The sequence below is a fragment of the Streptomyces mirabilis genome, from assembly GCF_039503195.1.
Lineage (GTDB): Bacteria > Actinomycetota > Actinomycetes > Streptomycetales > Streptomycetaceae > Streptomyces > Streptomyces mirabilis_D.
Genome location: NZ_JBCJKP010000001.1, coordinates 1,333,461 through 1,356,521, shown reverse-complemented (window position 1 = coordinate 1,356,521; position 23,061 = coordinate 1,333,461). Strand labels below are relative to the sequence as shown.

The window sequence follows — 23,061 nt, the reverse complement described above, 5'->3', positions numbered from 1 at the left end:
TGCTGGCTAGCTTCGAATTCCACATCCAGATCATCGAGGGAGCGACATGGGCAGGTCACGCACGTACGACTGGGAGGACCCCGCCGTCTCCGCCACCGCCGTCGGGCGGTACAGCGGTCTCGACTTCCTCCGCGAGGTGCAGGCCGGACGGCTCCCCGCCGCGCCGATCGCGGCGACCCTCGGGATGACGTTCGAAGAGGTCGAACACGGCCGGGTCGTCTTCGCCCTCGTCCCGGGCGAGGAGCACTACAACCCGATCGGAAGCGTCCACGGCGGTGTGTACGCCACCCTGCTCGATTCGGCGGCGGGCTGCGCGGTGCAGTCGGTCCTGCCGCAGGGGATGGGGTATACCTCACTCGACCTGAATGTGAAGTTCCTGCGCCCGGTCACCGTGGACACCGGCAAGGTCCGTGCCGTGGGCACCGTCCTCAACAGCGGACGTCGTACCGCCCTCGCGCAGGCCGAGCTCTTCGATTCCGGGAACCGGCTGCTGGCGCACACCACCAGCAGCTGTCTGCTGTTCCCCGTCTGAGCGGCCGCCCCGCACAGGAGCGCGACGTACGGAAAGCAGGCAGCTGTGACGGTGTACGACTACGACCGGCGCCGGACGGGGGTTCTGCTGGTCGATCCGCTGAACGACTTCCTCGCCGACGAGGGCAAGCTCTGGCCGCGCATCGCGGAGGTCGCGCGGGAAGTCGACCTGAGGGCCCATCTCTCCGAACTGGTGTCCACCGCTCGTGAGGTCGACGTGCCGGTGTTCTATGTTCCGCACCACCGCTGGACACCGGGGCTGTACGAGTCCTTTTCCCACCCGAACCCGTCACAACGCTCCGTGGACAAGCATCAGCTCTTCGCCCAGGACGCGTTCGGCGGGGACTGGTACCCGCCCCTGCGGCCCGAGTCCTCGGACACGGTCGTCGTGCAGCACTGGGCCCAGAGCGGGTTCGCCAACACCGACCTGGAGATGCGCCTGCGTCAGCGAGGCGTGGACCACGTGATCGTCATCGGACTGCTGGCGAACACCTGCATCGAGACCACGGCCAAGTACGCGATGGAACTCGGATTCCATGTGTCGCTGGTGACCGACGCCACCGCGGCGTACTCGAGCGAACTCATGAGGGCCGCCCATGAATTGAACGGTCCGACCTACGCGCATGTCATCACGGACACGAAAAGCGCCGTAGCGGCACTGAAGACATAAGGTCACAGGGTCAGATGGAGCAGAGGATGTTGGACCGGCTCTGAGCCGGGCTTCACCGGAAGGATCCACTCATGGACGAGCGCTTCGACGTGGTCGTACTCGGAGCAGGACCGGGCGGCTATGTCGCCGCCATCCGCGCCGCCCAACTCGGCAAGCGGGTCGCGGTCGTCGAGGAGCGGTACTGGGGCGGTGTCTGTCTGAACGTCGGCTGCATCCCCACGAAGGCACTGCTGCGGAACGCCGAGCTGGCGCACATCTTCACGCGGGAGGCGAAGACCTTCGGCATCAAGGTCGACGGCGAGGTCTCCTTCGACTACGGCGAGGCGTTCCGGCGCAGCCGCCGGGTCGCGGACGGCCGTGTCAAGGGCGTCCACTTCCTGATGAAGAAGAACGCGATCACCGAGATCGACGGCCGCGGCACCTTCCTCGACGCCCACACGCTCCGGGTCGCCCTCGCCGACGGCACCACGAAGACGGTCGGTTTCGACGACTGCATCATCGCCACCGGCGCCACCCCCAAGTTGCTGCCCGGCACCCGGCTCAGCGACCGTGTCGTCACCTACGAGGAGCAGATCCTCGCCGAGGAACTGCCGCGCTCCATCGTGATCGCGGGCGCCGGGGCCATCGGCATCGAGTTCGCGTACGTCCTGCACAACTACGGTGTGAAAGTCACGGTCGTCGAGTTCCTGGACCGGGTGGCCCCGCTGGAGGACGCGGACGTCTCCGCCGAACTCGCCAAGCAGTACCGGAAGCTGGGCATCGACGTGCTCACCTCTACACGTGTCGAGTCGATCGACGAGTCGGGCCCGCAGGTGCGGGTGACGGTCACCGGCAAGGACGGCGCGCAGAAGGTGCTGGAGGCCGACAAGGTCCTCCAGGCGATCGGCTTCGCGCCGAACGTCACCGGTTACGGCCTGGAGACCACGGGTGTACGCGTCACCGAGCGCGGCGCGATCGACGTCGACGGCCGCTGCCGCACGTCCGTACCGCACATCTATGCGATCGGGGATGTGACCGCGAAGCTGATGCTCGCGCACAACGCCGAGTCCATGGGGATCATCGCGGCCGAGACGATCGCGGACGCGGAGACCATGGAGCTGGACTATGTGATGATCCCGCGCGCCACGTACTGCCAGCCGCAGATCGCCAGTTTCGGCTACACCGAGGAACAGGCGAAGGAGCGGGGCTACGACGTCAAGGTCGCCAAGTTCCCCTTCACGGCCAACGGCAAGTCGCACGGCCTGGGTGACACGGTCGGCTTCGTGAAGCTGATCAGCGACGCCAAGTACGGCGAGCTCCTCGGTGGCCATCTGATCGGTCCGGACGTGACGGAGCTGCTCCCGGAGCTGACGCTGGCGCAGCAGTGGGACCTGACCGTGCACGAGGTCGCCCGCAATGTCCACGCCCACCCGACCCTGGGTGAAGCGGTGAAGGAAGCCGTGCACGGCCTGGCCGGACACATGATCAACTTCTGAGTCCGTGCGACGCGCTGGAGCACCGGCCGTGCGAGGAGGTCGCCTTCCTGCGCGCCGGGCTCGACACCTTGACGCCCGTAGCGCAGCCCCCGCGGTGATTTCCACCGCGGGCGGCTGACGCTTCACGAGGGGGGTGGTGGTGCTGAGGACGCGAACGGCGCCCTCAGGGTCGCAGCACCAGGCGGATCGGATCGCCCTTCTTGTGCTCCAGCCGTTCGACGGCTTCGGCCGCCTGATCCAGGGGCAGTACGTCCGAGATGGAGCGGGAGAAGTCCAGCCGCCCGTTCTCGGTGAGGTGGATGAGCTGCGCCACCGCGTTCGCGCCGGAGCCGAAGTGGCCCAGGAGCCGCAGCTCGCGGGTACTGAAGGTGGTGCTGTCCGCGATGGTGACCGGCTTCCCGCTCAGCCCGACGAGGACCAGCTTGCCGCCGTCGGCCAGCACGGACAGGGCCTGCTCGCGCACCGGGGTGACGCCGGCGAAGTCGAAGGCGGCCTCGATACCGGCCCCGCGGGTGGCGGCGGCGACCTTGTCCGCCAGAGCCGGGTCGGCCGGATCCAGGGCGAGGTCCGCGCCGAAGGCCAGGGCGCGGTCACGGGCGGCGGGGGAGGGGTCGACAGCGATGATGGGGCAGGCGCCCACCATGCGCAGCAGCTGCACCCCGTGCGCGCCCAGACCGCCGATGCCCCAGACCCCGACCGCCTGGCCGGGGCGGACACCGGCGGTGTCGGTGATGGCGCCCCACGGGGTGGAGACCGCGTCGGGGATGACCGCTCCCTGCTCGAAGGGGATCGAGTCCGGGAGCGGGACCAGGGTGTCGATCCGGGCGAGCGCGAACTCGGCCCAGCCTCCGTCGTAGTCGACCCCACGGGTCCAGCCCCGCCCGTCGCGGTACTCGCCGGCCTGGAGGACGACGCGGTCGCCGACCGCCCAGCCGCCCGCGTCCGGACCCGGCTCGGCGACGATGCCGGCCACCTCATGCCCCAGGGTCACCGTGTCACCCCGCAACAGCGCGGGTGTGCCGCCGAGCTCTCCGGAGATCAGGTGGACGTCGGACAGACACACTCCGGCCGCTTCCACCTTGACCAGGACCTCTCCCGCACCGGGGGTGGGCCGGTCCACCTCCTCGACCCGCAGCTCGTGGGTGGGGAAGTGCAGACGCACTGCGCGCATGACAGCCATGACGGCTTCCTCTCCATACGTGATCCGTGCCGAGATCTGTACCGTGAAGTGTCACCGCTGGTGCCGCGGTTGAAGTCCGTTCTACGATCCCGGGGCATGACGACTCCCCCTGCTACGCATGCGGCAAGGAAGCGCGGTTCGACGAACTACCGCCACGCGAACGCATCGCGTTCGACCAGTACTGGCGGGTGGCTCACAGCTTCAACACCGCGGTGCCCGGCTGGCTGGTGCTGCTGCCGCGGCGGCACGTCACGGCCGTCCACGACCTCACCGACGCCGAGGCCGGGGCCCTGGGGGTATGGCAGGTCGGGCTCTCCAGGGCGCTGCGCGGGGTGACGGGTTGCCTCAAGACCTACGTCGTCCAGTTCGCCGAGTCCGAGGGCTTCGCGCACGTGCACTTCCACATCGTGCCGCGCGGGGCGGATCTGCCCGCCGCACACCGCGGGCCGGGCATCTTCGGGCTCCTGGACCGCCCGGAGACGGAGGGGGTGACAGCGGAAGGCGCGGACCGCATGGCCCGCGCCCTACGAGCCCGGCTTCACGGGCTCCCGCACTCTTGGGGTCCGCCGGACGGACCCTAGTTCTGGACCCGGAGGGTGCCCCGGTCGCTCTCCCGCAGCGCGCGACCGATGATCAGGCGCTGGATCTGGTTGGTGCCCTCGAAGATCTGCATGACCTTGGCCTCCCGCATATAGCGCTCGACCGGGAAGTCGCGGGTGTAGCCGGCGCCTCCGAGGACCTGGACGGCGTCCGTGGTGACCTTCATGGCGTTGTCCGTGGCGATCAGCTTGGCGATGGACGCCTCGCAGGCGAACGGGAGCCCCTGGTCCTTGAGCCGGGCGGCGGCGAGCGTGGTGGCCCGGGAGGCCTGGACCGCCGCGGCCATGTCCGCGAGGACGAACGCCAGGCCCTGGTGTTCGATGATCGGGCGGCCGAAGGTCTCCCGTTCGCGCGAGTAGCGCAGCGCGTGGTCCAGCGCTCCCTGGGCCAGGCCCGTGGCCACGGCCGCGATGCCCAGTCGTCCGCAGTCCAGCCCGGCGAAGGCGATCTTGAGTCCCTGGCCCTCCTCGCCGATCCGGCGATCCGCCGGGACGCGCACGTCCTCCAGACGGATGGTCGCGGTGGCCGACCCGGTCAGGCCCATCTTGTGCTCGGGCGGATCGGCTATCAGGCCGGGGGTGTCGGCCGGGACGAGGAAGCAGGAGATCGCGCCCGAGCCCGCGTCGGACGTACGCGCCATGATCGTGTAGAAGTCCGCGTGCCCCCCGTGCGTGGTCCACGCCTTGGCGCCGTTCAGGACGTAGTCGTCGCCGTCCCTGACGGCCCGGGTGCGCATCGCGGCGGGGTCGGAACCGGCGTGGGCCTCGGACAGGCAGTAGGCGCCGAGCAGCTCGCCGCTGAGCATGTCGGGCAGCCACTCCTTGCGCTGCTCCTCGGTGCCGAAGGCGGCGAGGGCGAAGCAGGACAACGCGTGCACGGAGACGCCGACCCCGACGCTGGCCCACACGGCGGCGATCTCCTCGAGGGCCTGGAGATAGACCTCGTAGGGCTGGTCCCCGCCGCCGTACTCCTCGGCGTAGGGCAGGCTCAGCAGGCCCGCCCGGCCGAGCGTGCGGAAGACCTCGCGGGGGAACTTCTCCTCGGCCTCCGCCTCGACGACGCGGGGCGCGAGCTCCTTCTCGGCGAGTTCACGGGTCAGGCCGATCAGGTCGACCGCTTCCGGGGTGGGAAGCGTGCGGGTAGCTGGCATGGGATTTCCTCGGTCGCTCAGAAATCAATGATACGGCGAGCGATACAACAGTATCGTTTTTGGTACCGTGATGCCATGCAGTCCAGCGATGGATCCGCCGGTCCCCTCGTCGGTCTACGCGTCCTCGAACTCGCGGGACTCGGGCCGGCTCCGCACGCGGCCATGGTGCTGGCCGATCTCGGCGCCGACGTGGTGCGCGTCGAGCGGCCCTCCGGCCGGGCGCTGCGGCTCGGCCCGCAGGACGCGCCCGACATCGTGCGGCGCGGCCGCCGGTCGGTGCTCGCCGATCTCAAGGAGTCCGAGGGACGTGCGCTGGTACGGGCGCTCGCCGCCCGGGCCGATGTGCTGATCGAGGGCCTCAGGCCGGGCGTCGCCGAGCGCCTCGGCGTCGGCCCCGAGGACTGCGGCAGGGACAATCCGGGGCTCGTCTACGCACGCGTCACCGGCTGGGGTCAGGACGGCCCGCTCGCCCAGGATCCCGGGCACGACCTGAACTACATCGGTCTCACCGGGCTGCTCCACGCGATGGGCCGTGCCGGTGATCCGCCGCCCCCGCCGCTCAATCTGGTCGGAGATTTCGGGGGCGGGTCCATGCTCCTGCGGCGTCCTGGCCGCGCTCTGGGAGCGCGCACGTTCCGGGGCCGGGCAGGTCGTGGACTCCGCCATGGTCGACGGGGCCGCCCTGCTGGGGCAGATGACGTACGCGCTGCGCGGCATGGGCGAGTGGTCCGACGAGCGGAGCGCCAACCTCCTCGACGGGGCCGCCCCCTTCTACGACACCTACGAGTGCGGCGACGGCAAGTACGTGGCCGTCGCCGCACTCGAACCGCAGTTCTTCGCGGCGCTGCTGGAGGGACTGGGCATCGCCGGGGTCCACCCGTCCGCCCAGGGCGACCGAGGCGGCTGGCCCGCGCTGCGCGCCCGCTTCGCGCGGCGGTTCGCCTCCCGTACGCGCGACGAGTGGGCCGCGCACTTCGCCGGCACGGACGCGTGCGTCACCCCCGTGCTGACGTTCGCGGAGGCGGGAGCGCATCCGCACGTGGCGGCCCGGAGCACCCTCGTCGAGGTCGACGGCATCCTCCAGGCCGCCCCCGCCCCGCGCTTCTCGCGCACGCCCAACCGGCGGCCCTCGGCCCCGGGCGCGCCGGGCGCGGACACCGAGTCGGTGCTGCGGGACTGGGGTGTCGGCTCCCCGGCCGCCACCCCCGCGGTCAGGGCGAGACCGCGTGCACGATGAGCGACGCCAACTCGGCGTACGCCTCCGCGTCGGTCAGCCCCGTGCGCGCGGACACCTCGCCGCGCTGGATCTCCTGCATGGTGGCGGCGACGACCTCGCCCACGAACGCGGCGTGGACGTCACGGAACGCGCCGGCGGCGACGCCGTCCGCGATCAGCTGTCTGATCCGGTCCGCGGCCAGGCGAGTGTTGGCCTCGTACACCTCGCGGGCCGGTTCGAATCCGGCCATGTCGTCGAGGAATCGCCGGGACAGCGGCCTCAACTGCTGCGCGACCGCGTTCAGGTACACCACCACGCGCTCCGCGGGCGCCGAGGTGTCCGCCACCTGCTTCTCGATGGCCTCGGCCGCGCTCCGGAAGTAGTGCTTCACGGCCTCGCGGACCAACTCCTGTTTGCTGCCCGCCAGTTGGTACAACGTCGTCTTCGAGCAGCGCAGCCGTTCGGTCAGCTCGTCGAGCGTGAACGAGGCGAAACCTTCCGCCGCCAGCAGGGCGACCAGCCTTTCGAGCAGGTCGGTCTGGCGCGCTGTGCGACGTGTGGACGGCATGACCTCAGCGTAGCCGTTTCCCTTCACTCGGCAGGAGGTGCTGTCAGCGGGCGGTCCAGCCGCCGTCGACGACGACCGTCTGCCCGGTGACATAGCTTCCGGCGTCGCCGACGAGCCACAGGACCGCGCAGCCATGTCGTCGGCGGTCCCCTCCTTGGGCAGCGGAGTGTTGCGGCGCCGGTACTCGGCGGCGCGCTCCCCCTCGTAGAGCGGGCCGGTGATCTCGCTGCGGAAGAAGCCGGGGGCGACCGTGTTCACCCGGATCGAATGCCGCGCCCACCGCACCGCGAGTTCGGCGCTCAGACCGGACAGGCCGGCCTTGCTCGCCGCGTACGAGGCCTGTGGGATACCGGGGATGCCGACCCGGCCGCTGATGGACGAGACGTGGACGATCGCGCCGCGGCCCAGGGCGCGCATGGGGGGAACACGGCCTGCGCGAGCAGCAACGGGGCCAGCAGGTCGAGGTCCATGGTCCGGCGGACGGCGTCGAGCGGTTCGGACTCGGCGCGTGTGTGCAACCTCGTCCAGGGCGACGGCCCCGGCGTGGGGGTGCCGCTCGCCGGTCACCCGGACGTCGACATGATCTCCTTCACCGGTTCGACGTGCGCGGGCATCGACATCGCGAGGAACGCCGCGCCCACGGTGACGACGACGAGGGTGACTCAGGAACTCGGCGGCAAGAGCCCGAACATCGTGCTCGACGACGAGGCCTTCGCCGAGAACGTCGGCAAGGGCGTGGCCACCATGATGGGCAACTCCGGGCAGACGTACAGCGCGCCCTCACGGATGCGCGTCCCCGCCGCCCGGATGGACGAAGCCATCGTCATCGCCCGGGGGACGGCGTCCGGGATCACCGTGGGCGACCCCCAAGGGCGACTTCGTGAGGGGACCGGTGGTCTCGGGGCCCAGTTCGAGAGGATCCAGGCGCTGATCCGAAAGGGCATCGACGAGGGCGCCACCCTGGTGGCCGGCGGCCCGGGACGCCCGGACGGGCTGGAGAGGGGCTACTACGTGAAGCCCACCGTGTTCGCCCGGGTCACGAACGACATGACCGTCGCCCGCGAGGAGATCTTCGGGCCGGTGGTGACGATCCTCGGCTACGACAGCGTCGACCACGCCGTCGAGATCGCGAACGACACCGAGTGCGGTCTCGCCGGCTTTGTGGCGGGCCCGGACCTGGAGAAGGCGCGTGCCGTGGCGCGTCGCATCCGGGCGGGACGGGTCGCGATCAGCGACGCGCTCGACTTCGGCTGCCTGTTCGGCGGACCCAAGAAGAGCGGCAACGGGCGGGAGTGGGGCGAGTTCGGCTTCCACGAGTACCTGGAGACCAACGACACCCCCTACACGCCCGAGGCGGCCTCGTCGGGCTGACGAGGCCGCCTCACGGAGCGGACATCCGGATGCCGGCGGCTGCGGGCGGGGGTGCCGGGACGGGTCAGGCGCCGCAGGAGCGCAGGAACTTGCGGGTGCGTACGGCGATCGGGAGCGGCTTGTCCGGCTCGCAGGGGTACATGTCCTGCTCGACGATGGCGAACAGGTCCACGCCCAGACGCTGGGCGGCCACCAGAACGGGCTCCAACTCCGGTACACCGGACGGGGGTTCGCACATCACGCCGCGCTGCACGGCGGGACCGAACGGCACCTCGTTCTTGACGACGTCGGCGAGGATCGCCGGGTCGACCTGCTTGAGGTGCAGATAGCCGATGCGCTCGCCGTACGTCTCGATGAGCTTGACGCTGTCGCCGCCGCAGTAGGCGTAGTGCCCGGTGTCCAGGCAGAGGTTGACCAGGTCGGAGTCGGTGGAGTCGAGGAAGCGCTCGACGTGGTCCTCGGTGTCGATGTGCGTGTCCGCGTGCGGGTGGACGACGATGTCGAGGCCGTAGGTCTCCTTGACCTCGTGGCCCAGCCGTTCCATGCCCTTGGTCAGGTGGGCCCACTGCTCGGCGGTCAGCTCGGGCGGCTCGATGATCTCGGCGGTCTTGTCGTCCCGCCAGAAGGAGGGGATGACCACCAGATGCTTCGCGCCCATGGCCCGGGTGAGCGCGGCGACCTCGCTGACGTGTTCCCAGGTGGCGTCCCAGACGGACGGTCCGCGGTGCAGCCCGGTGAAGACGGTACCGGCCGACACCTTCAGGTCGCGCTTGTCGATCTCGGCGGTGAGCCGGGCCGGGTCGCTCGGCAGATAGCCGTAGGGGCCGAGCTCGATCCAGGAGTAGCCCGCCTCGGACACCTCGTCCAGGAAGCGTTCCCAGGGCACCTGCTGGGGGTCGTCGGGGAACCAGACGCCCCAGGAGTCCGGCGCGGAGCCGACCCGGATGCGGTCCAGGGGAGCGGTCATGTCAGGAGGTCCCTTCGGGAGTGGCCGCCACGGGTGCTTTGAGGTCCTCCGCTTCGGGGAGTTCCTCGACGTCGACGCCTCGGACCTGGGCCAGTTCGTGCTTGAGGGCGGCGAGTTCGGCGCCGCCGGCCATGTGGTTGGTCAGCTCTTCCAGGCTGACCTCGCTGCGAGCGGCGCTGAGTTCCATGGTGCCGAGGCGCAGGACGCTGAAGTGGTCGCCGACCATGTACGCGTGGTGCGGGTTGTGGGTGATGAAGATGACGCCCAGGCCGCGGTCGCGGGCGGCGGCGATGTACTTCAGGACCACGCCGGACTGCTTGACGCCGAGGGCGGCGGTCGGCTCGTCGAGGATGAGGACGCGGGCTCCGAAGTAGACGGCGCGGGCGATGGCCACCGACTGGCGCTGGCCGCCGGAGAGGGTGCCGATGGGCTGGTCGAGGTCGTCGAGGACGATGCCCATGTTGCGCAGTTCCTCGTCCGCGGTCTTCTTCATGCGGTCGATGTCGAGGCGCTGGATCGGCCAGGGGCCCTTGGTCATCTCGGAGCCGAGGAAGAAGTTGCGCCAGACCGGCATGAGGGGGACGGTGGCGAGGTCCTGGTAGACGGTGGCGATGCCCTTGTCGAGGGCCTCGCGCGGGGTGGAGAAACGCACCGGGACGCCGTCGACGCGGAACTCGCCCTCGGTGTGCTGGTGCAGGCCGGAGATGATCTTGATGAGGGTGGACTTGCCGGCGCCGTTGTCGCCGAGGACGCAGGTCACCTGGCCGGGGTGGACGGCGAGGGAGACTCCGTGCAGGGCACGGATGTTGCCGTAGGCCTTCCCGGCGCTGCGCAGTTCGACGATCGGGGCGGTGCCGTCCGCGGGCGGAGCGTCCGGGAGGATGGCGCCGGCGGGTCCGGATCCGTTGGTTGTCATGGGTCGGTTCACCTCCGGGTCGCCGCGCGGCGGACCCACAGATTGATGAGCGTGGCGCCGAGCAGCATCACGCCGAGGAAGGCCTTGAACCAGTCGGGGTTCCAACCGGCGTACACGATGCCCTGGTTGACCATGCCGAACATGAAGGCGCCGAAGACCGGTCCGATCGCGGAGCCGTAGCCGCCGGTCAGCAGACAGCCGCCGATCACCGCCGCGGCGATGTAGATGAGTTCCTGGCCGACGCCCTCGCCGGACTGCACGGTGTTGAAGGAGAACAGCTGGTGCATGCCGATGAACCAGGCGCCGAAGCCGACCATCATGAAGAGCGTGATCTTGGTGAAGGTGACCGGTACGCCGACCGCGCGGGCGCTGTCCTGGTTGCCGCCGATGGCGAAGATCCAGTTGCCGTACTTGGTGCGGAGCAGGACCCAGGTGGCGATGGCCGCGAAGACCAGCCACCACACGACGGTGATCTTCACCTGGACGCCGCCGACGTCGAAGGAGGAGGCGAAGACCTTCTTCGCCTGGTCGAAGCCGTCCATGGTGCTGATGTCGTCGGTCGCGACGTTCCCGGTGATCAGCTTGGTGACCGCGAGGTTGACGCCTTGCAGGATCAGGAACGTGCCGAGAGTGACCAGGAAGCTCGGTAGCCCGGTGCGGACCATCATCCAGCCGTTGAACGCGCCGACCGCCAGCGAGACGATGAGCGCGACGATCACGCCCACCCAGACGTTCATGGTCAGTTGGTAGCTGATCATGCTCGCGGTGAGAGCCGAGGTGATCACGGCGACGCCGGCCGACAGGTCGAACTCGCCGCCGATCATCAGCAGGGCCACGGGCAGTGCCATGATCCCGATCGTCGACGACTGGTAGAGGACGGTCGCCATCGAGCTGCCGGAGCGCACCGACGGCGCCGCGATCAGGAAGAAGACGAACACCGCCACGGCGCCGAGGAAGACGCCGACCTCGGGCCGGGCGAGCAGCCGCAGCGTCAGGGAGCGCTGCGCGGTCCGCCCGTCGGTCTCCTTCGGGCCGGGGCCGGCGGTGTGGTCACCGCCGGCTCAGCCTGCTGGGCCATGCCCATCACCGGGTGCCCTTCGCGGCGAACTGGGCGACGGCGTCGACGTTGGACTTGTCGACGAACGCCGGGCCGGTCAGGATCGGCTGCTCACCGCCGCCGCTGTAGTTGCCGTTCGTCTTGTAGAGCCACAGCGAGTCGACGGCGAGGTAGCCCTGGAGGTAGGGCTGCTGGTCGACCGCGAACTGGATCGTGCCCTTGCTGATGGCACCCGTCAGGTCCTTGTTGAGGTCGAACGTGGCGATCTTCGCCTTGCTGCCGGCGTCACCCACCGACTGCACCGCGGTCAGGGCGTACGGGGCGCCGAGCGTGACGACGTAGTCGATGGCGCTGTCCTGCTTGAGCTTGGCGGTGATCGTCGACTTCACGGACGGCATGTCGGTGCCGTTGACGTACAGGGTCTCCGTCTTGCCGCTGAAGGTCTTCTTCACTCCGTCGCAGCGCTGGGTGAGTCCGATGTTGCCCTGCTCCTGGATCACACAGACGGCCTTCTTCGCGCCTTCCGAGTTCAGCCTCTTGCCCAGAGCCTCACCCGCCACCGTCTCGTCCTGGCCGAAGAACTCCATCAGACCCAGCTTCTGCCAGTCGCTGACGCCCGAGTTGAGGCCGACCACGGGGATCTTGGCCGACGTCGCCTTGCTCACGACGTCCTTCATGGCGTCCGGCTTGGCCAGGGTGATCGCGATGCCGTCGACCTTCTGGTCGATGGCGTTCTGGACCAGGTTGGCCTGATTGCCCGCGTTCGGGTCGGCGGAGTAGACCAGCTTCACGTTGTCCTTGGCGGCCGCCGCCTCGGCGCCCTTGCGGACGATGTCCCAGAACGTGTCGCCGGGTGCCTGGTGGGTCACCAGCGCGACCGTCATACGGGGAGTGTCGGCCTTGCCGGCCGACACCGCCGCCCCGCTCTCCTCGGCCTTCTTTCCGCCGGAACTGCTGGAGCAGCCGGCTATGAGCAGCACGGATGCCGCCGCGGTCGCGACGAGGGGGGCGATTCTGCGGGTACGGGGGTGAAACGTGCGGTCCATCTTTCCAGCACCTCACTGTGCGACAGGGGAAAGGGAACGGGACGGCGCCGGGGCGCTGGGCCCGTGCTGAGCTCGGACAGGACGTCCGGGTCGATGCGGGTGACTCGGCTGCTTCGTTGGGACGGGATACAAGCCCCTGACACACCCCCCTGTCAATACTTTGTTAAGACATCATTTCCTGAGCAGGTCCGAATGTCCGTACAAAGTCTTGACAGGGGAGGGCCGTGGGTCCTACACCTAAGAGGCACCGGGCGCCCCGTTGCCCGCATCCCACGCATCAGGAGCGTCACGCATGCCTGAGTCCGCTGAATCCTTCGACGCCGAATCCCTCGACGTCATCACCATGGGACGCATCGGCGTCGATCTGTATCCCCTGCAGACGGGTGTGCCGCTCGCGCAGGTCGAGTCCTTCGGGAAGTTCCTCGGCGGCTCGGCGGCCAACGTCGCGGTGGCCGCCGCACGCCTGGGCCGGTCCACCGCGGTGATCACCCGCACCGGACAGGACCCCTTCGGCACCTATCTCCACCAGGCGCTCAAGGAGTTCGGCGTCGACGACCGCTGGGTCACACCCGTCGACGCCTACCCGACGCCGATCACGTTCTGCGAGATCTTCCCGCCGGACGACTTCCCTCTCTACTTCTACCGGCGGCCCAAGGCACCCGACCTGGAGATCCGGACCGACGAGCTGGACTTCTTCGCGATCCGCGCGGCCCGCATCTTCTGGATCACCGGCACCGGCCTGAGCGAGGAGCCCAGCCGCTCCGCCACGCTCGCCGCACTGAAGACGCGCGCCAAGTCCGGCACCACCGTCTTCGACCTCGACTGGCGGCCCATGTTCTGGTCCGACCCGGACGAGGCACGCCCGTACTACGCCGAGGCGCTGCGGCACTCCACCGTCGCGGTCGGCAACCTCGACGAGTGCGAGATCGCCACCGGCGTACGCGAACCCCGCGCCTGCGCCGAAGCCCTGCTGGCGGCCGGTGTGGAACTCGCCGTCGTCAAACAGGGCCCCAAGGGAGTCCTGGCCGTCCACCGCGACGGCACCGTCGCCGAGGTCCCGCCGGTCCCGGTGGAGGTCGTCAACGGCCTCGGCGCCGGAGACGCGTTCGGCGGCTCGCTCTGCCACGGTCTGCTGTCCGGCTGGGAGCTGGAGAAGACCATCAGGTACGCCAACGCGGCCGGCGCGCTCGTCGCCTCCCGTCTCGCCTGCTCCTCCGCGATGCCCACCGAGTCCGAGGTCGAGGGCCTCCTCGCGCGCGGCTGACCGCCGCCACCCCCTGAACGGAGCCTGTCTTGAGCATCAGCATCCCCGACCTCGCCACGGTGCGCGCCCGGCATCCGGAGGCCATCGCCGAAGCGGCCGCGCGCCGGGTCCGCCGCCCGCTGATCGGTGACAGCGGTCGCCTGATGATCGTGGCCGCGGACCACCCCGCGCGCGGCGCGCTCGGCGTCGGCGAGCACCGCCTGGCCATGGCCAACCGCGCCGACCTCCTCGAACGACTCTGCGTCGCGCTGGCCCGGCCCGGGGTGGACGGGGTGCTCGCCACCGCCGACATCCTGGAGGACCTGCTCCTCCTGGGCGTTCTGGAGAACAAGGTCGTGATGGGTTCCATGAACCGCGGCGGCCTGTCCGGCGCGTCCTTCGAGATGGACGACCGCTTCACCGGCCACCGCGCCCAGGACATCGAGCGGCTGCGCTTCGACGCCGGAAAGCTGCTGGTGCGCATCGACTACGACGACCCGGGCTCCCTGGAGACCCTGCAGACCACCGCGCGCGCCATCGACGACATGGCCGCCCGCCGACTGCCGCTGTTCGTCGAGCCGTTCATATCCCGCCGGGTGGACGGCAAGGTTCGCAACGACCTGAGCGCCGAGGCCGTCACCCGGTCCATCGCCATCGCCTCCGGCCTCGGTGGCACCTCGGCCTACACCTGGCTCAAGCTCCCGGTCACCGACGACCCCGACGACATGGCCGGGGTGCTGGAGGCCTCCACCCTGCCCGCCGTGCTGCTCGGCGGCGAGGTCGGCGGCGACCAGGAGGGCGCGTACGAGAGATGGCGCAAGGCCCTGCGGCTGCCCACCGTCCAGGGCATGGTCGTGGGCCGCTCGCTGCTCTACCCCGCCGAGGGCAGCGTGGAGACCGCGGTGGACACCGCGGTCGGCCTGCTCTGACTCCCACCCGCCCGCGCCGACTCGCCGCCTCCCGAAGGCGCGCTCTGATTCCCGTAGAGGAGCCCCTCCCGATGACCACCACGCACCATCTGCCCGCGGGCAAGGCCGCCGCCGACGTCTACGCGGTGGACGTCACTCCCGAGTCGGCCGGCTGGGGCCACTCCAGCCTGCGGGTGCTCGAACTGCCCGCCGGCGGCTGGCACGCCTTCGACACCGGCGACAGCGAGTGGATCGTGCTCCCGCTCTCGGGTGGCTGCACCGTCGCGGTCGGCGGCGACACGTTCCGGCTCGCCGGGCGCGAGAGCGTCTTCAGCGGCGTGAGCGACTTCGCGTACGTGCCCCGCGACGCCCAGGTCTCGATCGCCTCGCGCGACGGCGGCCGGTTCGCGCTCACCGGCGCCCGCTGCACCCGCCGGCTGCCCGCCCGCTACGGGCCCGCCTCCTCCGTCCCCGTCGAACTGCGCGGCAGCGGCTCCTGCTCCCGCCAGGTCAACAACTTCGGCGCCGCAGGGGTCTTCGAGTGCGACAAGCTGATCGCCGTCGAGGTGATCACCCCAGGTGGCAACTGGTCCTCCTTCCCGCCGCACAAGCACGACGAGCACCGGCCCGGCGAGGAGTCCGAACTCGAGGAGATCTACTACTTCGAGTTCGCCCCCCACGAGGGCACACCCGGCCTCGGCTACCAGCGCGTCTCGCCCTCGGGCCACGGCGCCCACACCGATGTGCTGGCCGAGGTGCGCGACGGCGACGTCGTCCTCATCCCCGACGGCTGGCACGGGCCGTCCATGGCCGTGCCCGGCCACGACATGTACTACCTCAACGTCATGGCGGGCCCCGGCACCGACCGCGCCTGGCTGATCTGCGACCACCCCGACCACGCCTGGATCCGTGACACCTGGCCGGAGCGGCCGGTCGACCCCCGCCTGCCCCTCTACACCGCCCCCGAGAGGTCCTGATGAGCACCACCACCCGTCGCCTGACGACAGCCCAGGCGCTGGTGCGCTTCCTGTCCGCGCAGTACAGCGAGCGCGACGACGTACGCCACCGGCTGATCGCCGGCACCTGGGGCATCTTCGGCCACGGCAATGTGGCGGGCATCGGCCAGGCACTCCTGGAGGCCGGCGAGGACACCATGCCCTTCCACCAGGGCCGCAACGAGCAGTCCATGGTGCACGCGGCGGTCGGCTACGCCCGCCAGCTCAACCGCCTCTCCGCGCAGGCCGTGACCACGTCCATCGGTCCCGGCGCCACCAACCTCGTCACCGGCGCCGCCCTCGCGACGATCAACCGCCTGCCGGTACTGCTGCTGCCCGGCGACTACTTCGCGACGCGCTCCGCCGACCCGCTGCTCCAGCAGCTGGAACACCCCGTCGAGGCCGATGTCTCCGTCAACGACACACTGCGCCCCGTCTCCCGCTACTTCGACCGGATCACCCGGCCGGAGATGTTGATCCCGGCCGTGCTGAACGCGATGCGGGTGCTGGCCGACCCGGCGGACACCGGTGCGGTCACCCTCGCCCTGCCGCAGGACGTGCAGGCGGAGGCCTACGACTGGCCGGAGGAGTTCTTCGCCGAGCGCGTCTGGCACGTACGCCGTCCCGTCGCCGATCCGTACGAACTCGCCGAAGCCGTACGGGCGATCCGCGCCGCCGAGCGCCCCCTGATCGTCGCCGGCGGGGGAGTGCACCACAGCGAGGCCGAAGGAGCGCTCAAGGCCCTGGTCGACGCCACCGGCATCCCCGTCGCCTCCACCCAGGCGGGCAAGGGCTCCCTGCGTCACGACCACCCCGCCGACCTCGGCGGCATCGGCCACACCGGCACCGCGGTCAGCGACGACATCGCCCGCACCGCCGACCTGATCATCGGGGTCGGCACCCGCTACACCGACTTCACCACCGCCTCGAACACGCTGTTCCAGCAGCCGGGCGTGCGGTTCGTCAACCTCAACATCACCGCCTTCGACGCCCACAAGCTCGCCGCCCGGCCGCTGGTCGCGGACGCGCGGACGGGGCTCGAGGGGCTGACGGAGGGGCTGTCCGGCCACCGGGTCGACGCGGCGTACGCGGCCGAGTACCGCGCGGGCAAGGCGCGTTGGGAGGAGGTCGTCCAGGCCGCCTACCGGGCGGAGGACTCCGCCGTGCCCACCCAGACGCAGGTCCTCGGCGCCCTGGACGCCGTCGTCGGCGACGACGACGTGGTCATCAACGCGGCCGGCTCGCTCCCCGGTGACCTGCACAAGCTGTGGCGGGCGCGCGGCCCGCGTCAGTACCACCTGGAGTACGGCTACTCCTGCATGGGCTACGAGATCCCGGCCGGCATCGGCGTCCAGCAGGCGGCCCCCGGCACGCCCGTCTGGTCACTGGTCGGCGACGGCACCTATCTGATGATGCCCACCGAGATCGTCACCGCCGTCCAGGAGGGCCTGCCCGTCAACCTGGTCCTGATCCAGAACCACGGCTACGCCTCCATCGGCGGCCTCTCCGAGGAGGTCGGAGGCGAACGCTTCGGCACCGCCTACCGCTACCGCGCCGCCGACGGCACGTTCTCCGGAGCCCCGCTGCCGGTGGACCTCGCCGCCAACGCCGCGAGCCTCGGCATGGACGTCATCCGCCCTAAGACCGTACGAGAACTGCGCGACGCCCTGGCCGCGGCACGCGTCTCGGACCGGCCGACCTGCGTGTACGTCGAGACCGACCCGACGCCCACCGCTCCGCCCGCCGAGGCCTGGTGGGACGTACCCGTCGCCGAAGTCGCCTCCCGCGACGCCGCGTCGAGTGCCCGTGAACGGTACGACGGCCACGTCGCCGACCGCCGCCGCCACCTCTGATCCCGACCTCTTCGCCTGCCCCGCCACCGAAAGGCCCCCGCACCATGAAGACCATCACCCACTGGATCGGCGGCAAGCCCGTCGAGTCCGCCTCCGGACGCTTCGGTCCCGTCTACAACCCGGCCACCGGCGTCCAGGAGAAGCAGGTCGGTTTCGCCTCGGTCGACGAGGTGGACGCCGCCGTCGCCAACGCCAGGTCGGCGTACGAGAGCTGGGGCAGCGCCTCGCTCGCCAAGCGCACGGCGATCCTCTTCAAGTACCGCGAACTGCTCGACGCGCACCGCGACGAGATCGCCGAGCTGATCACCGCCGAGCACGGCAAGGTGCACTCGGACGCGCTCGGCGAGGTCGCCCGCGGCATGGAGATCGTCGAGCTGGCCTGCGGTATCGCCGAGAAGCTCAAGGGCGAGCTGTCCACCCAGGTCTCGACCCGGGTCGACGTCGCCTCGATCCGCCAGCCGCTGGGTGTCGTCGCCGGCATCACGCCGTTCAACTTCCCGGCCATGGTGCCCATGTGGATGTTCCCGCTCGCCATCGCCTGCGGCAACGCCTTCGTGCTCAAGCCGAGCGAGAAGGACCCGTCGGCCTCCTTCCGGCTCGCCGAGCTGGCCTCCGAGGCCGGGCTGCCGGACGGTGTGCTGAACATCGTGCAGGGCGACAAGGTCGCGGTGGACCGTCTCCTGGAGCACCCGGACGTCGTCGCGGTCTCCTTCGTCGGCTCCACGCCCATCGCCAAGTACATCCAGCTCAAGGGCGTCGAGCACGACAAGCGCGTACAGGCGCTGGGCGGTGCCAAGAACCACATGCTCGTCCTGCCCGACGCCGACCTGGACTTCGCCGCCGACCAGGCGATCAACGCCGCCTACGGCTCGGCCGGCGAGCGCTGCATGGCGGTCTCGGTCGTGGTCGCGGTCGGCGACACCGGCGACGAGCTGGTCGGCAAGATCGCCGAGCGGGCGAAGAGCCTGCGCATCGGCCCCGGCGACGACCCCGCCTCCGAGATGGGCCCGCTGATCACGCGCGAGCACCGCGACAAGGTGGCGTCGTACGTCGCCGGCGCGGCGGCCCAGGGCGCCGAGGTCGTCGTCGACGGCACCGGCTACTCCGTCGACGGTCACGAGGACGGCTTCTTCCTCGGTGTCTCGCTGCTCGACAAGGTCCCGGTGACGGCGGACGCGTACAAGGACGAGATCTTCGGCCCGGTGCTGTGCGTGGTGCGCGCCGACACCTACGACGACGCCATCAAGCTCATCAACGCCTCCCGCTGGGGCAACGGCACCGCGATCTTCACCCGGGACGGTGGCGCCGCCCGCCGCTTCCAGCTGGAGGTCCAGGCGGGCATGGTCGGCATCAACGTGCCGATCCCGGTGCCGGTCGGCTACCACTCCTTCGGTGGCTGGAAGGACTCCCTCTTCGGCGACCTGCACATCTACGGCAACGACGGCATCGCCTTCTACACCCAGGGCAAGGTGATCACCACGCGGTGGCCCGACCCGGCCGACGCGGGCATCAACCTCGGCTTCCCCAGCCACTCCTGACTCGCAGTGGCGGCCGGTGCGGGGACGGATCCCCTCGACTCCCGCACCGGCCGCCCTCAGGACCTACCGTCAGGACGATGCGATGGCAAGGGTTCCCGTCCGCCGGACCGCCCGGACCCCACGAGCAGCGGCCGCGATGCCCGTGGGCCTGGACTTCGCGCTGGACCGCAACAGCCCCGTACCGCTCTACTACCAGCTCGCGCAACAACTGGAGGCCGCGATCGAGCGCGGTGTGCTGAGCCCGGGCAGCCTGCTGGGCAACGAGGTCGAGCTCGCGGGCCGCCTCGGCCTGTCCCGCCCCACCGTCCGTCAGGGCATCCAGACCCTGGTCGACAAGGGTTTCCTGGTCCGCCGCCGGGGCGTGGGCACCCAGGTGGTGCACAGCCAGGTCAAACGCCCCCTGGAGCTCAGCAGCCTCTACGACGACCTGGAGAACGCCGGACAGCGTCCCACGACCCAGGTGCTGCACAACGCGGTCGAGCCCGCGTCCGCCGAGGTCGCGGCGGCCCTGGGCATCGCGGAGGGCGGCGCGGTGCACCGTGTGGAGCGGCTGCGCCTCACCCACGACCGGCCCGTGGCGGCCCTGTGCAACTACATCCCGGAAGGGCTGCTGGACGTCGACACCACCCGGCTGGAGTCGACCGGCCTGTACCGCATGATGCGGGCCGTCGGGATCACCCTGCACAGCGCCCGCCAGTCCGTGGGCGCCCGCTCCGCCTCGCCGGAGGAGGCCGAGCGGCTGGACGAACCGGCGGGCGCCGCCCTGCTCACCATGCAGCGCACGGCTTACGACGACACCGGCCGCGCGGTCGAGTACGGCACCCACATCTACCGCTCCTCGCGGTACGCCTTCGAGTTCCAGCTGCTGCTCCGCACCTGAGCGCGCCGCGACCGACGGGCGCCCGCCCGTCCGTCACTCCCCGGTGTCGCGGCGGGCCCGGTCGCGGCGGCGCAGCAGGAGGAAGCCCCCCGCGAGGGCGGCGACGCCGGTGGCGGCCGTCCAGGCCGGCAGGTCGGAGGAACCGGTGGCGGCCAGGTCGCCGCCCTTCCCGCCGAGGGGGCTCGCGGAGGAGGAGGGCGTGGCGGACGCGCCGCCGGAGGGCGACGTACCGGACCCACCGGCGGTGGGCGTCGGCGACGCCGTCGCCTCTGCGGCGGTGGCCCGGGGCCGGCTGAACGCCAGGGTGCCGAAGCCGAGTTGGTCGTAGCCGCCGCTGTGGGGGCCGTAGTCCCCGCCGCCGCCCTCGGGCGCGAACCGGGCCGAGATCTTCGTGAGGTGCGGCGCGTCCAGCCCCCGGCGCTGGGTGTAGTGGTTGGCGATCATGGCCCAGATCGGCCGGGCCATGGCCGGGTCGACGGCCGCCGCCGCGGACGCCGTCTCCGAACCGGACCAGATGCCGGGCGCGCCCTTCTTCCGGGTGTAGGAGGTGTAGGGCACGTCTCCACCGAGGCTCCACTTGGCGACGTACTGGGCGCCCTTGAGGAAGCGGCTGTCGTCGTAGCCGTACAGGTCGATGCCCTGGTTCCAGGCCATCTCGCAGATGGTGCCCATCAGGCCGACGCCCAGCAGGGCATGACCCTGGTCGCGGCCGGCCTCTGCCCATTCGGCGAGGCCGTCGGCGTACACGACCGGGATGGCGTTCTTGACGGAGCCCATCCCCGCGCCGTGCTTGAAGTACTCGACGGCGCGGTCGACCTTCGCGCGGTCGTCGCACAGGATGCCGATGGCGAGGACGGAGGAGATGTTCGTCAGGTCCCAGTTCGCCCAGTAGTTGGTGACGTAGGAGCCGTTGTGGTGCGCGAGGAAGTCCTCGCTCACCGGGTGGAAGACGTCGAGCATCATCTTCTGGAACCGGGCCAGTTCGAAGCCGTCGTGACCGCGGACGAGCTCGGCGGCGTTGGCGAACTGGTAGCCGTAGAGACCCGAGGCGAGGAACCGGTCGGCGCTGCCGTCGAGCCTCGTCAGCCTGGCCGACCAGGCGTTGAGGATGTCGCGGGCGGTGTCGGCGTGCGCGGTGTCTCCGGTGATGTGCCAGCGCAGGGCGTTCTGGTAGGCGGCGTGGATGTCGTTGTAGAGCGTGACGTAGTTCTCGGGCGTGCCCGAGCCGCGGTAGACGGTCGCCTGGGGGTTGGCCGTCCAGGTGCTCTGGGCGTGCCGGTTGGCCGTCAGCCTGGCGAAGCCGGCCGTGTAGGGCTCCGCGCCGGCCTTCACCCGGGTCGCCATGCGCTGCAGATCGGCCCGGGTGTGCAGCATCCCGGGGTGCGCGAAGGCACCGTCCGCCGCCGTTGCCGGGGGCGCCGCGAACGCGGTGCCGGCCGCGGTGGCACCGGCGATCTTCAGCATGTTCCGGCGACTGATCTGTGCTGTCACTGACGTGGTTCCTTAGCGCTCGGTGCCCGGGGATGCCTACGCACAGGAGACGCCGTGGAACGCGGCTGATAACAGAAAGTCTCCCAGAGGCCTTCCCGCATGGTCGCGATGACCGATCCGGCCATCGCGACCGCCCCGTCATGCCAGAGGCACCCACGTGCCCTGCTCGGCGGAGCGGGACATCGCGTCCAGCGCGGCCGCGCTGTGCACCGCGTCGGCCGGCGTCGCGCCGTACGGAGTGTTCTCGGCGATCGACCGCAGGAAGTGGTGGGCCTCGATGACCTTGAGATCGTCGTAGCCCATGCTGTTCGCGGAACCCGGCTGGAAGGCCGCGTACTCGCCGTCCCCGGGGCCGACGTACACCGTGCTGACGGGCTGGTCCTGGTACGACGTACCCCTGCTGACGCCCAGTTCGCCCATGCGCCGGAAGTCCCAGAAGACCGCGCCCTTGGTGCCGTGCACCTCGAAGCCGTAGTTGTTCTGCTCGCCGACCGAGACCCGGCAGGCCTCCAGCACGCCCCGCGCACCGGAGGCGAAGCGCAGCAGACAGTTGACGTAGTCCTCGTTCTCCACCGGGCCCAGTTCGCCGCCCGTCGCGCGGGTGTGACCGGCGGTGGCGCCGGTCGGGCGGGCCCGGCGAGGCAGGAAGATCGCGGTGTCGGCGGTCAGCGCCTCGATCTCGCCGAGCAGGAAGCGCGCCAGGTCGACGCCGTGCGAGGCCAGGTCGCCGAGGACGCCGCTGCCGCCGCGCTCCCGCTCGTAGCGCCAGGTCAGAGCGCCCTCGGGATGGGCCGCGTAGTCGCTGAACAGGCGGATGCGGACATGGGTGACGGTGCCGATCTCGCCGGAGGCGATCAGTTCGCGGGCGGCGGCGACGGCGGGCGCGCCCCGGTAGTTGAAGCCGACCGTGCCCTGGACCCCGGCCTTGGTGACCGCGTCCGACACGGCTCGGGCGTCCTCGGCGGTCAGTCCCACCGGCTTCTCGATCCAGATGTGCTTGCCCGCCTCGGCCATGGCGAGGCCGATCTCGCGGTGCAGGAAGTTCGGCGCGGCGATGCTCACCGCCCGGACCCGGGGATCGGCGGCCACCTCGCGCCAGTCGCGGTGGGCGGCGGCGAAGCCGTACTGGGCCGCGGCCTCCTCCGCCCGGCCCGGCACCTCGTCGGCGACGGCGACCAGTTCGGGCCGCAGGGACAGCCCGGGGAAGTGGTGGGGCACGCGGGCGTACGCCTGGGTGTGCACCCGTCCCATCCAGCCGAACCCCACGACGGCAACGCCGAGCGTACGCACCATGACTGCCCCTCTTTGGACCGGTCCAACGATTTCCCGGCTCACATTGAAGGCCTCTGCAGTGCGTGTCAAGCCCTTTGACAAGCTCGCCCGCCGTATGGAACGGTCCAGGAATG

Annotated in this window: 19 protein-coding genes and 2 pseudogenes; 12 read left to right on the top strand and 9 right to left on the bottom strand. The window is 70.6% G+C overall.

What is annotated here, in order from left to right; all coding sequences use genetic code 11:
• Positions 1–46: 46 nt before the first annotated feature.
• The 3 genes from AAFF41_RS06760 (at position 47) to lpdA (ending at position 2,676) form a co-directional block, all read left to right on the top strand.
• Entirely contained in the window at positions 47–532 is a 486-nt protein-coding gene (locus AAFF41_RS06760) for a PaaI family thioesterase (protein WP_319745904.1), read from the top strand.
• A 45-nt stretch (positions 533–577) separates the two neighbouring features.
• Positions 578–1,201 carry a cysteine hydrolase family protein gene (locus AAFF41_RS06755; RefSeq protein ID WP_319745906.1) on the top strand — a complete coding sequence of 208 codons (624 nt, stop codon included), beginning with the start codon at positions 578–580 and terminating at the stop codon, positions 1,199–1,201.
• A 71-nt stretch (positions 1,202–1,272) separates the two neighbouring features.
• Positions 1,273–2,676, top strand: a complete 1,404-nt coding sequence (lpdA, locus tag AAFF41_RS06750; protein ID WP_343323664.1) for a dihydrolipoyl dehydrogenase — start codon at positions 1,273–1,275, stop codon at positions 2,674–2,676.
• A gap of 163 nt (positions 2,677–2,839) precedes the next feature.
• Here the strand turns inward: lpdA and AAFF41_RS06745 are convergent, their stop codons facing one another.
• Positions 2,840–3,856: a zinc-binding dehydrogenase gene (locus AAFF41_RS06745; protein ID WP_343323663.1), complete on the bottom strand. Its 1,017-nt coding sequence runs from the start codon at positions 3,854–3,856 to the stop codon at positions 2,840–2,842.
• Positions 3,857–3,942: 86 nt separating this feature from the next.
• Between AAFF41_RS06745 and AAFF41_RS06740 the strand changes: the two genes are divergently transcribed.
• A complete protein-coding gene (locus tag AAFF41_RS06740) occupies positions 3,943–4,437 on the top strand; it encodes an HIT family protein (RefSeq protein ID WP_343326262.1) in 495 nt (164 codons plus the stop codon).
• Here the strand turns inward: AAFF41_RS06740 and AAFF41_RS06735 are convergent.
• A complete protein-coding gene (locus AAFF41_RS06735; protein ID WP_054232976.1) occupies positions 4,434–5,606 on the bottom strand; it encodes an acyl-CoA dehydrogenase family protein in 1,173 nt (390 codons plus the stop codon). The genes AAFF41_RS06740 and AAFF41_RS06735 overlap by 4 nt on opposite strands.
• A gap of 27 nt (positions 5,607–5,633) precedes the next feature.
• On the opposite strand from AAFF41_RS06735, the pseudogene AAFF41_RS51520 reads away from it, so the two are divergent.
• Positions 5,634–6,843, top strand: a pseudogene (locus AAFF41_RS51520) (CaiB/BaiF CoA transferase family protein).
• Here AAFF41_RS51520 and AAFF41_RS06720 read toward each other — a convergent pair.
• Complete coding sequence (locus AAFF41_RS06720) at positions 6,818–7,807, bottom strand: SDR family oxidoreductase (protein ID WP_343323661.1); 990 nt, start codon at positions 7,805–7,807, stop codon at positions 6,818–6,820. The pseudogene AAFF41_RS51520 and the gene AAFF41_RS06720 sit on opposite strands and share 26 nt — an antisense overlap.
• Before the next feature lie 51 nt (positions 7,808–7,858).
• On the opposite strand from AAFF41_RS06720, the gene AAFF41_RS06715 reads away from it, so the two are divergent.
• The gene (locus AAFF41_RS06715) at positions 7,859–8,761 is read left to right on the top strand and encodes an aldehyde dehydrogenase family protein (RefSeq protein WP_343323660.1); all 903 of its coding nucleotides are present in this window, start codon (positions 7,859–7,861) and stop codon (positions 8,759–8,761) included.
• A gap of 64 nt (positions 8,762–8,825) precedes the next feature.
• Here AAFF41_RS06715 and AAFF41_RS06710 read toward each other — a convergent pair whose 3' ends face one another.
• From AAFF41_RS06710 to AAFF41_RS06695, 4 genes and pseudogenes are all read right to left on the bottom strand, one after another.
• Positions 8,826–9,728 carry a sugar phosphate isomerase/epimerase family protein gene (locus AAFF41_RS06710; RefSeq protein WP_343323659.1) on the bottom strand — a complete coding sequence of 301 codons (903 nt, stop codon included), beginning with the start codon at positions 9,726–9,728 and terminating at the stop codon, positions 8,826–8,828.
• Position 9,729: 1 nt separating this feature from the next.
• Positions 9,730–10,644 (bottom strand): ATP-binding cassette domain-containing protein, encoded by a 915-nt coding sequence (locus AAFF41_RS06705; protein WP_343323658.1) that lies wholly within the window; start codon positions 10,642–10,644, stop codon positions 9,730–9,732.
• Positions 10,645–10,652: 8 nt separating this feature from the next.
• Positions 10,653–11,728, bottom strand: a pseudogene (locus AAFF41_RS06700) (ABC transporter permease).
• Positions 11,728–12,747 carry a sugar ABC transporter substrate-binding protein gene (locus AAFF41_RS06695; RefSeq protein WP_075025793.1) on the bottom strand — a complete coding sequence of 340 codons (1,020 nt, stop codon included), beginning with the start codon at positions 12,745–12,747 and terminating at the stop codon, positions 11,728–11,730. Before AAFF41_RS06695 ends, AAFF41_RS06700 begins: the two are co-directional and overlap by 1 nt.
• Positions 12,748–13,039: 292 nt before the next feature.
• On the opposite strand from AAFF41_RS06695, the gene iolC reads away from it, so the two are divergent.
• The 6 genes from iolC (at position 13,040) to AAFF41_RS06665 (ending at position 20,164) form a co-directional block, all read left to right on the top strand.
• Positions 13,040–14,011, top strand: coding sequence for a 5-dehydro-2-deoxygluconokinase (gene iolC, locus AAFF41_RS06690; protein WP_319745926.1), 972 nt, complete (start codon positions 13,040–13,042; stop codon positions 14,009–14,011).
• 29 nt (positions 14,012–14,040) lie between these two features.
• The gene (locus AAFF41_RS06685; protein ID WP_097283329.1) at positions 14,041–14,919 is read left to right on the top strand and encodes a Cgl0159 family (beta/alpha)8-fold protein; all 879 of its coding nucleotides are present in this window, start codon (positions 14,041–14,043) and stop codon (positions 14,917–14,919) included.
• Between the two features lie 71 nt (positions 14,920–14,990).
• Positions 14,991–15,875, top strand: coding sequence for a 5-deoxy-glucuronate isomerase (iolB, locus tag AAFF41_RS06680; RefSeq protein WP_319745927.1), 885 nt, complete (start codon positions 14,991–14,993; stop codon positions 15,873–15,875).
• A complete protein-coding gene (iolD, locus tag AAFF41_RS06675) occupies positions 15,875–17,746 on the top strand; it encodes a 3D-(3,5/4)-trihydroxycyclohexane-1,2-dione acylhydrolase (decyclizing) (RefSeq protein WP_343323657.1) in 1,872 nt (623 codons plus the stop codon). Before iolB ends, iolD begins: the two co-directional genes overlap by 1 nt.
• A gap of 44 nt (positions 17,747–17,790) precedes the next feature.
• Positions 17,791–19,284, top strand: coding sequence for a CoA-acylating methylmalonate-semialdehyde dehydrogenase (locus AAFF41_RS06670; RefSeq protein WP_319745931.1), 1,494 nt, complete (start codon positions 17,791–17,793; stop codon positions 19,282–19,284).
• A 136-nt stretch (positions 19,285–19,420) separates the two neighbouring features.
• Positions 19,421–20,164, top strand: coding sequence for a GntR family transcriptional regulator (locus tag AAFF41_RS06665; RefSeq protein ID WP_343326261.1), 744 nt, complete (start codon positions 19,421–19,423; stop codon positions 20,162–20,164).
• A gap of 33 nt (positions 20,165–20,197) precedes the next feature.
• Here the strand turns inward: AAFF41_RS06665 and AAFF41_RS06660 are convergent, their stop codons facing one another.
• Both AAFF41_RS06660 and AAFF41_RS06655 read right to left on the bottom strand, forming a co-directional pair.
• Positions 20,198–21,655 (bottom strand): alginate lyase family protein, encoded by a 1,458-nt coding sequence (locus AAFF41_RS06660; RefSeq protein WP_343323656.1) that lies wholly within the window; start codon positions 21,653–21,655, stop codon positions 20,198–20,200.
• A gap of 138 nt (positions 21,656–21,793) precedes the next feature.
• Positions 21,794–22,948, bottom strand: coding sequence for a Gfo/Idh/MocA family protein (locus AAFF41_RS06655; protein WP_319745933.1), 1,155 nt, complete (start codon positions 22,946–22,948; stop codon positions 21,794–21,796).
• Positions 22,949–23,061: the final 113 nt, after the last annotated feature.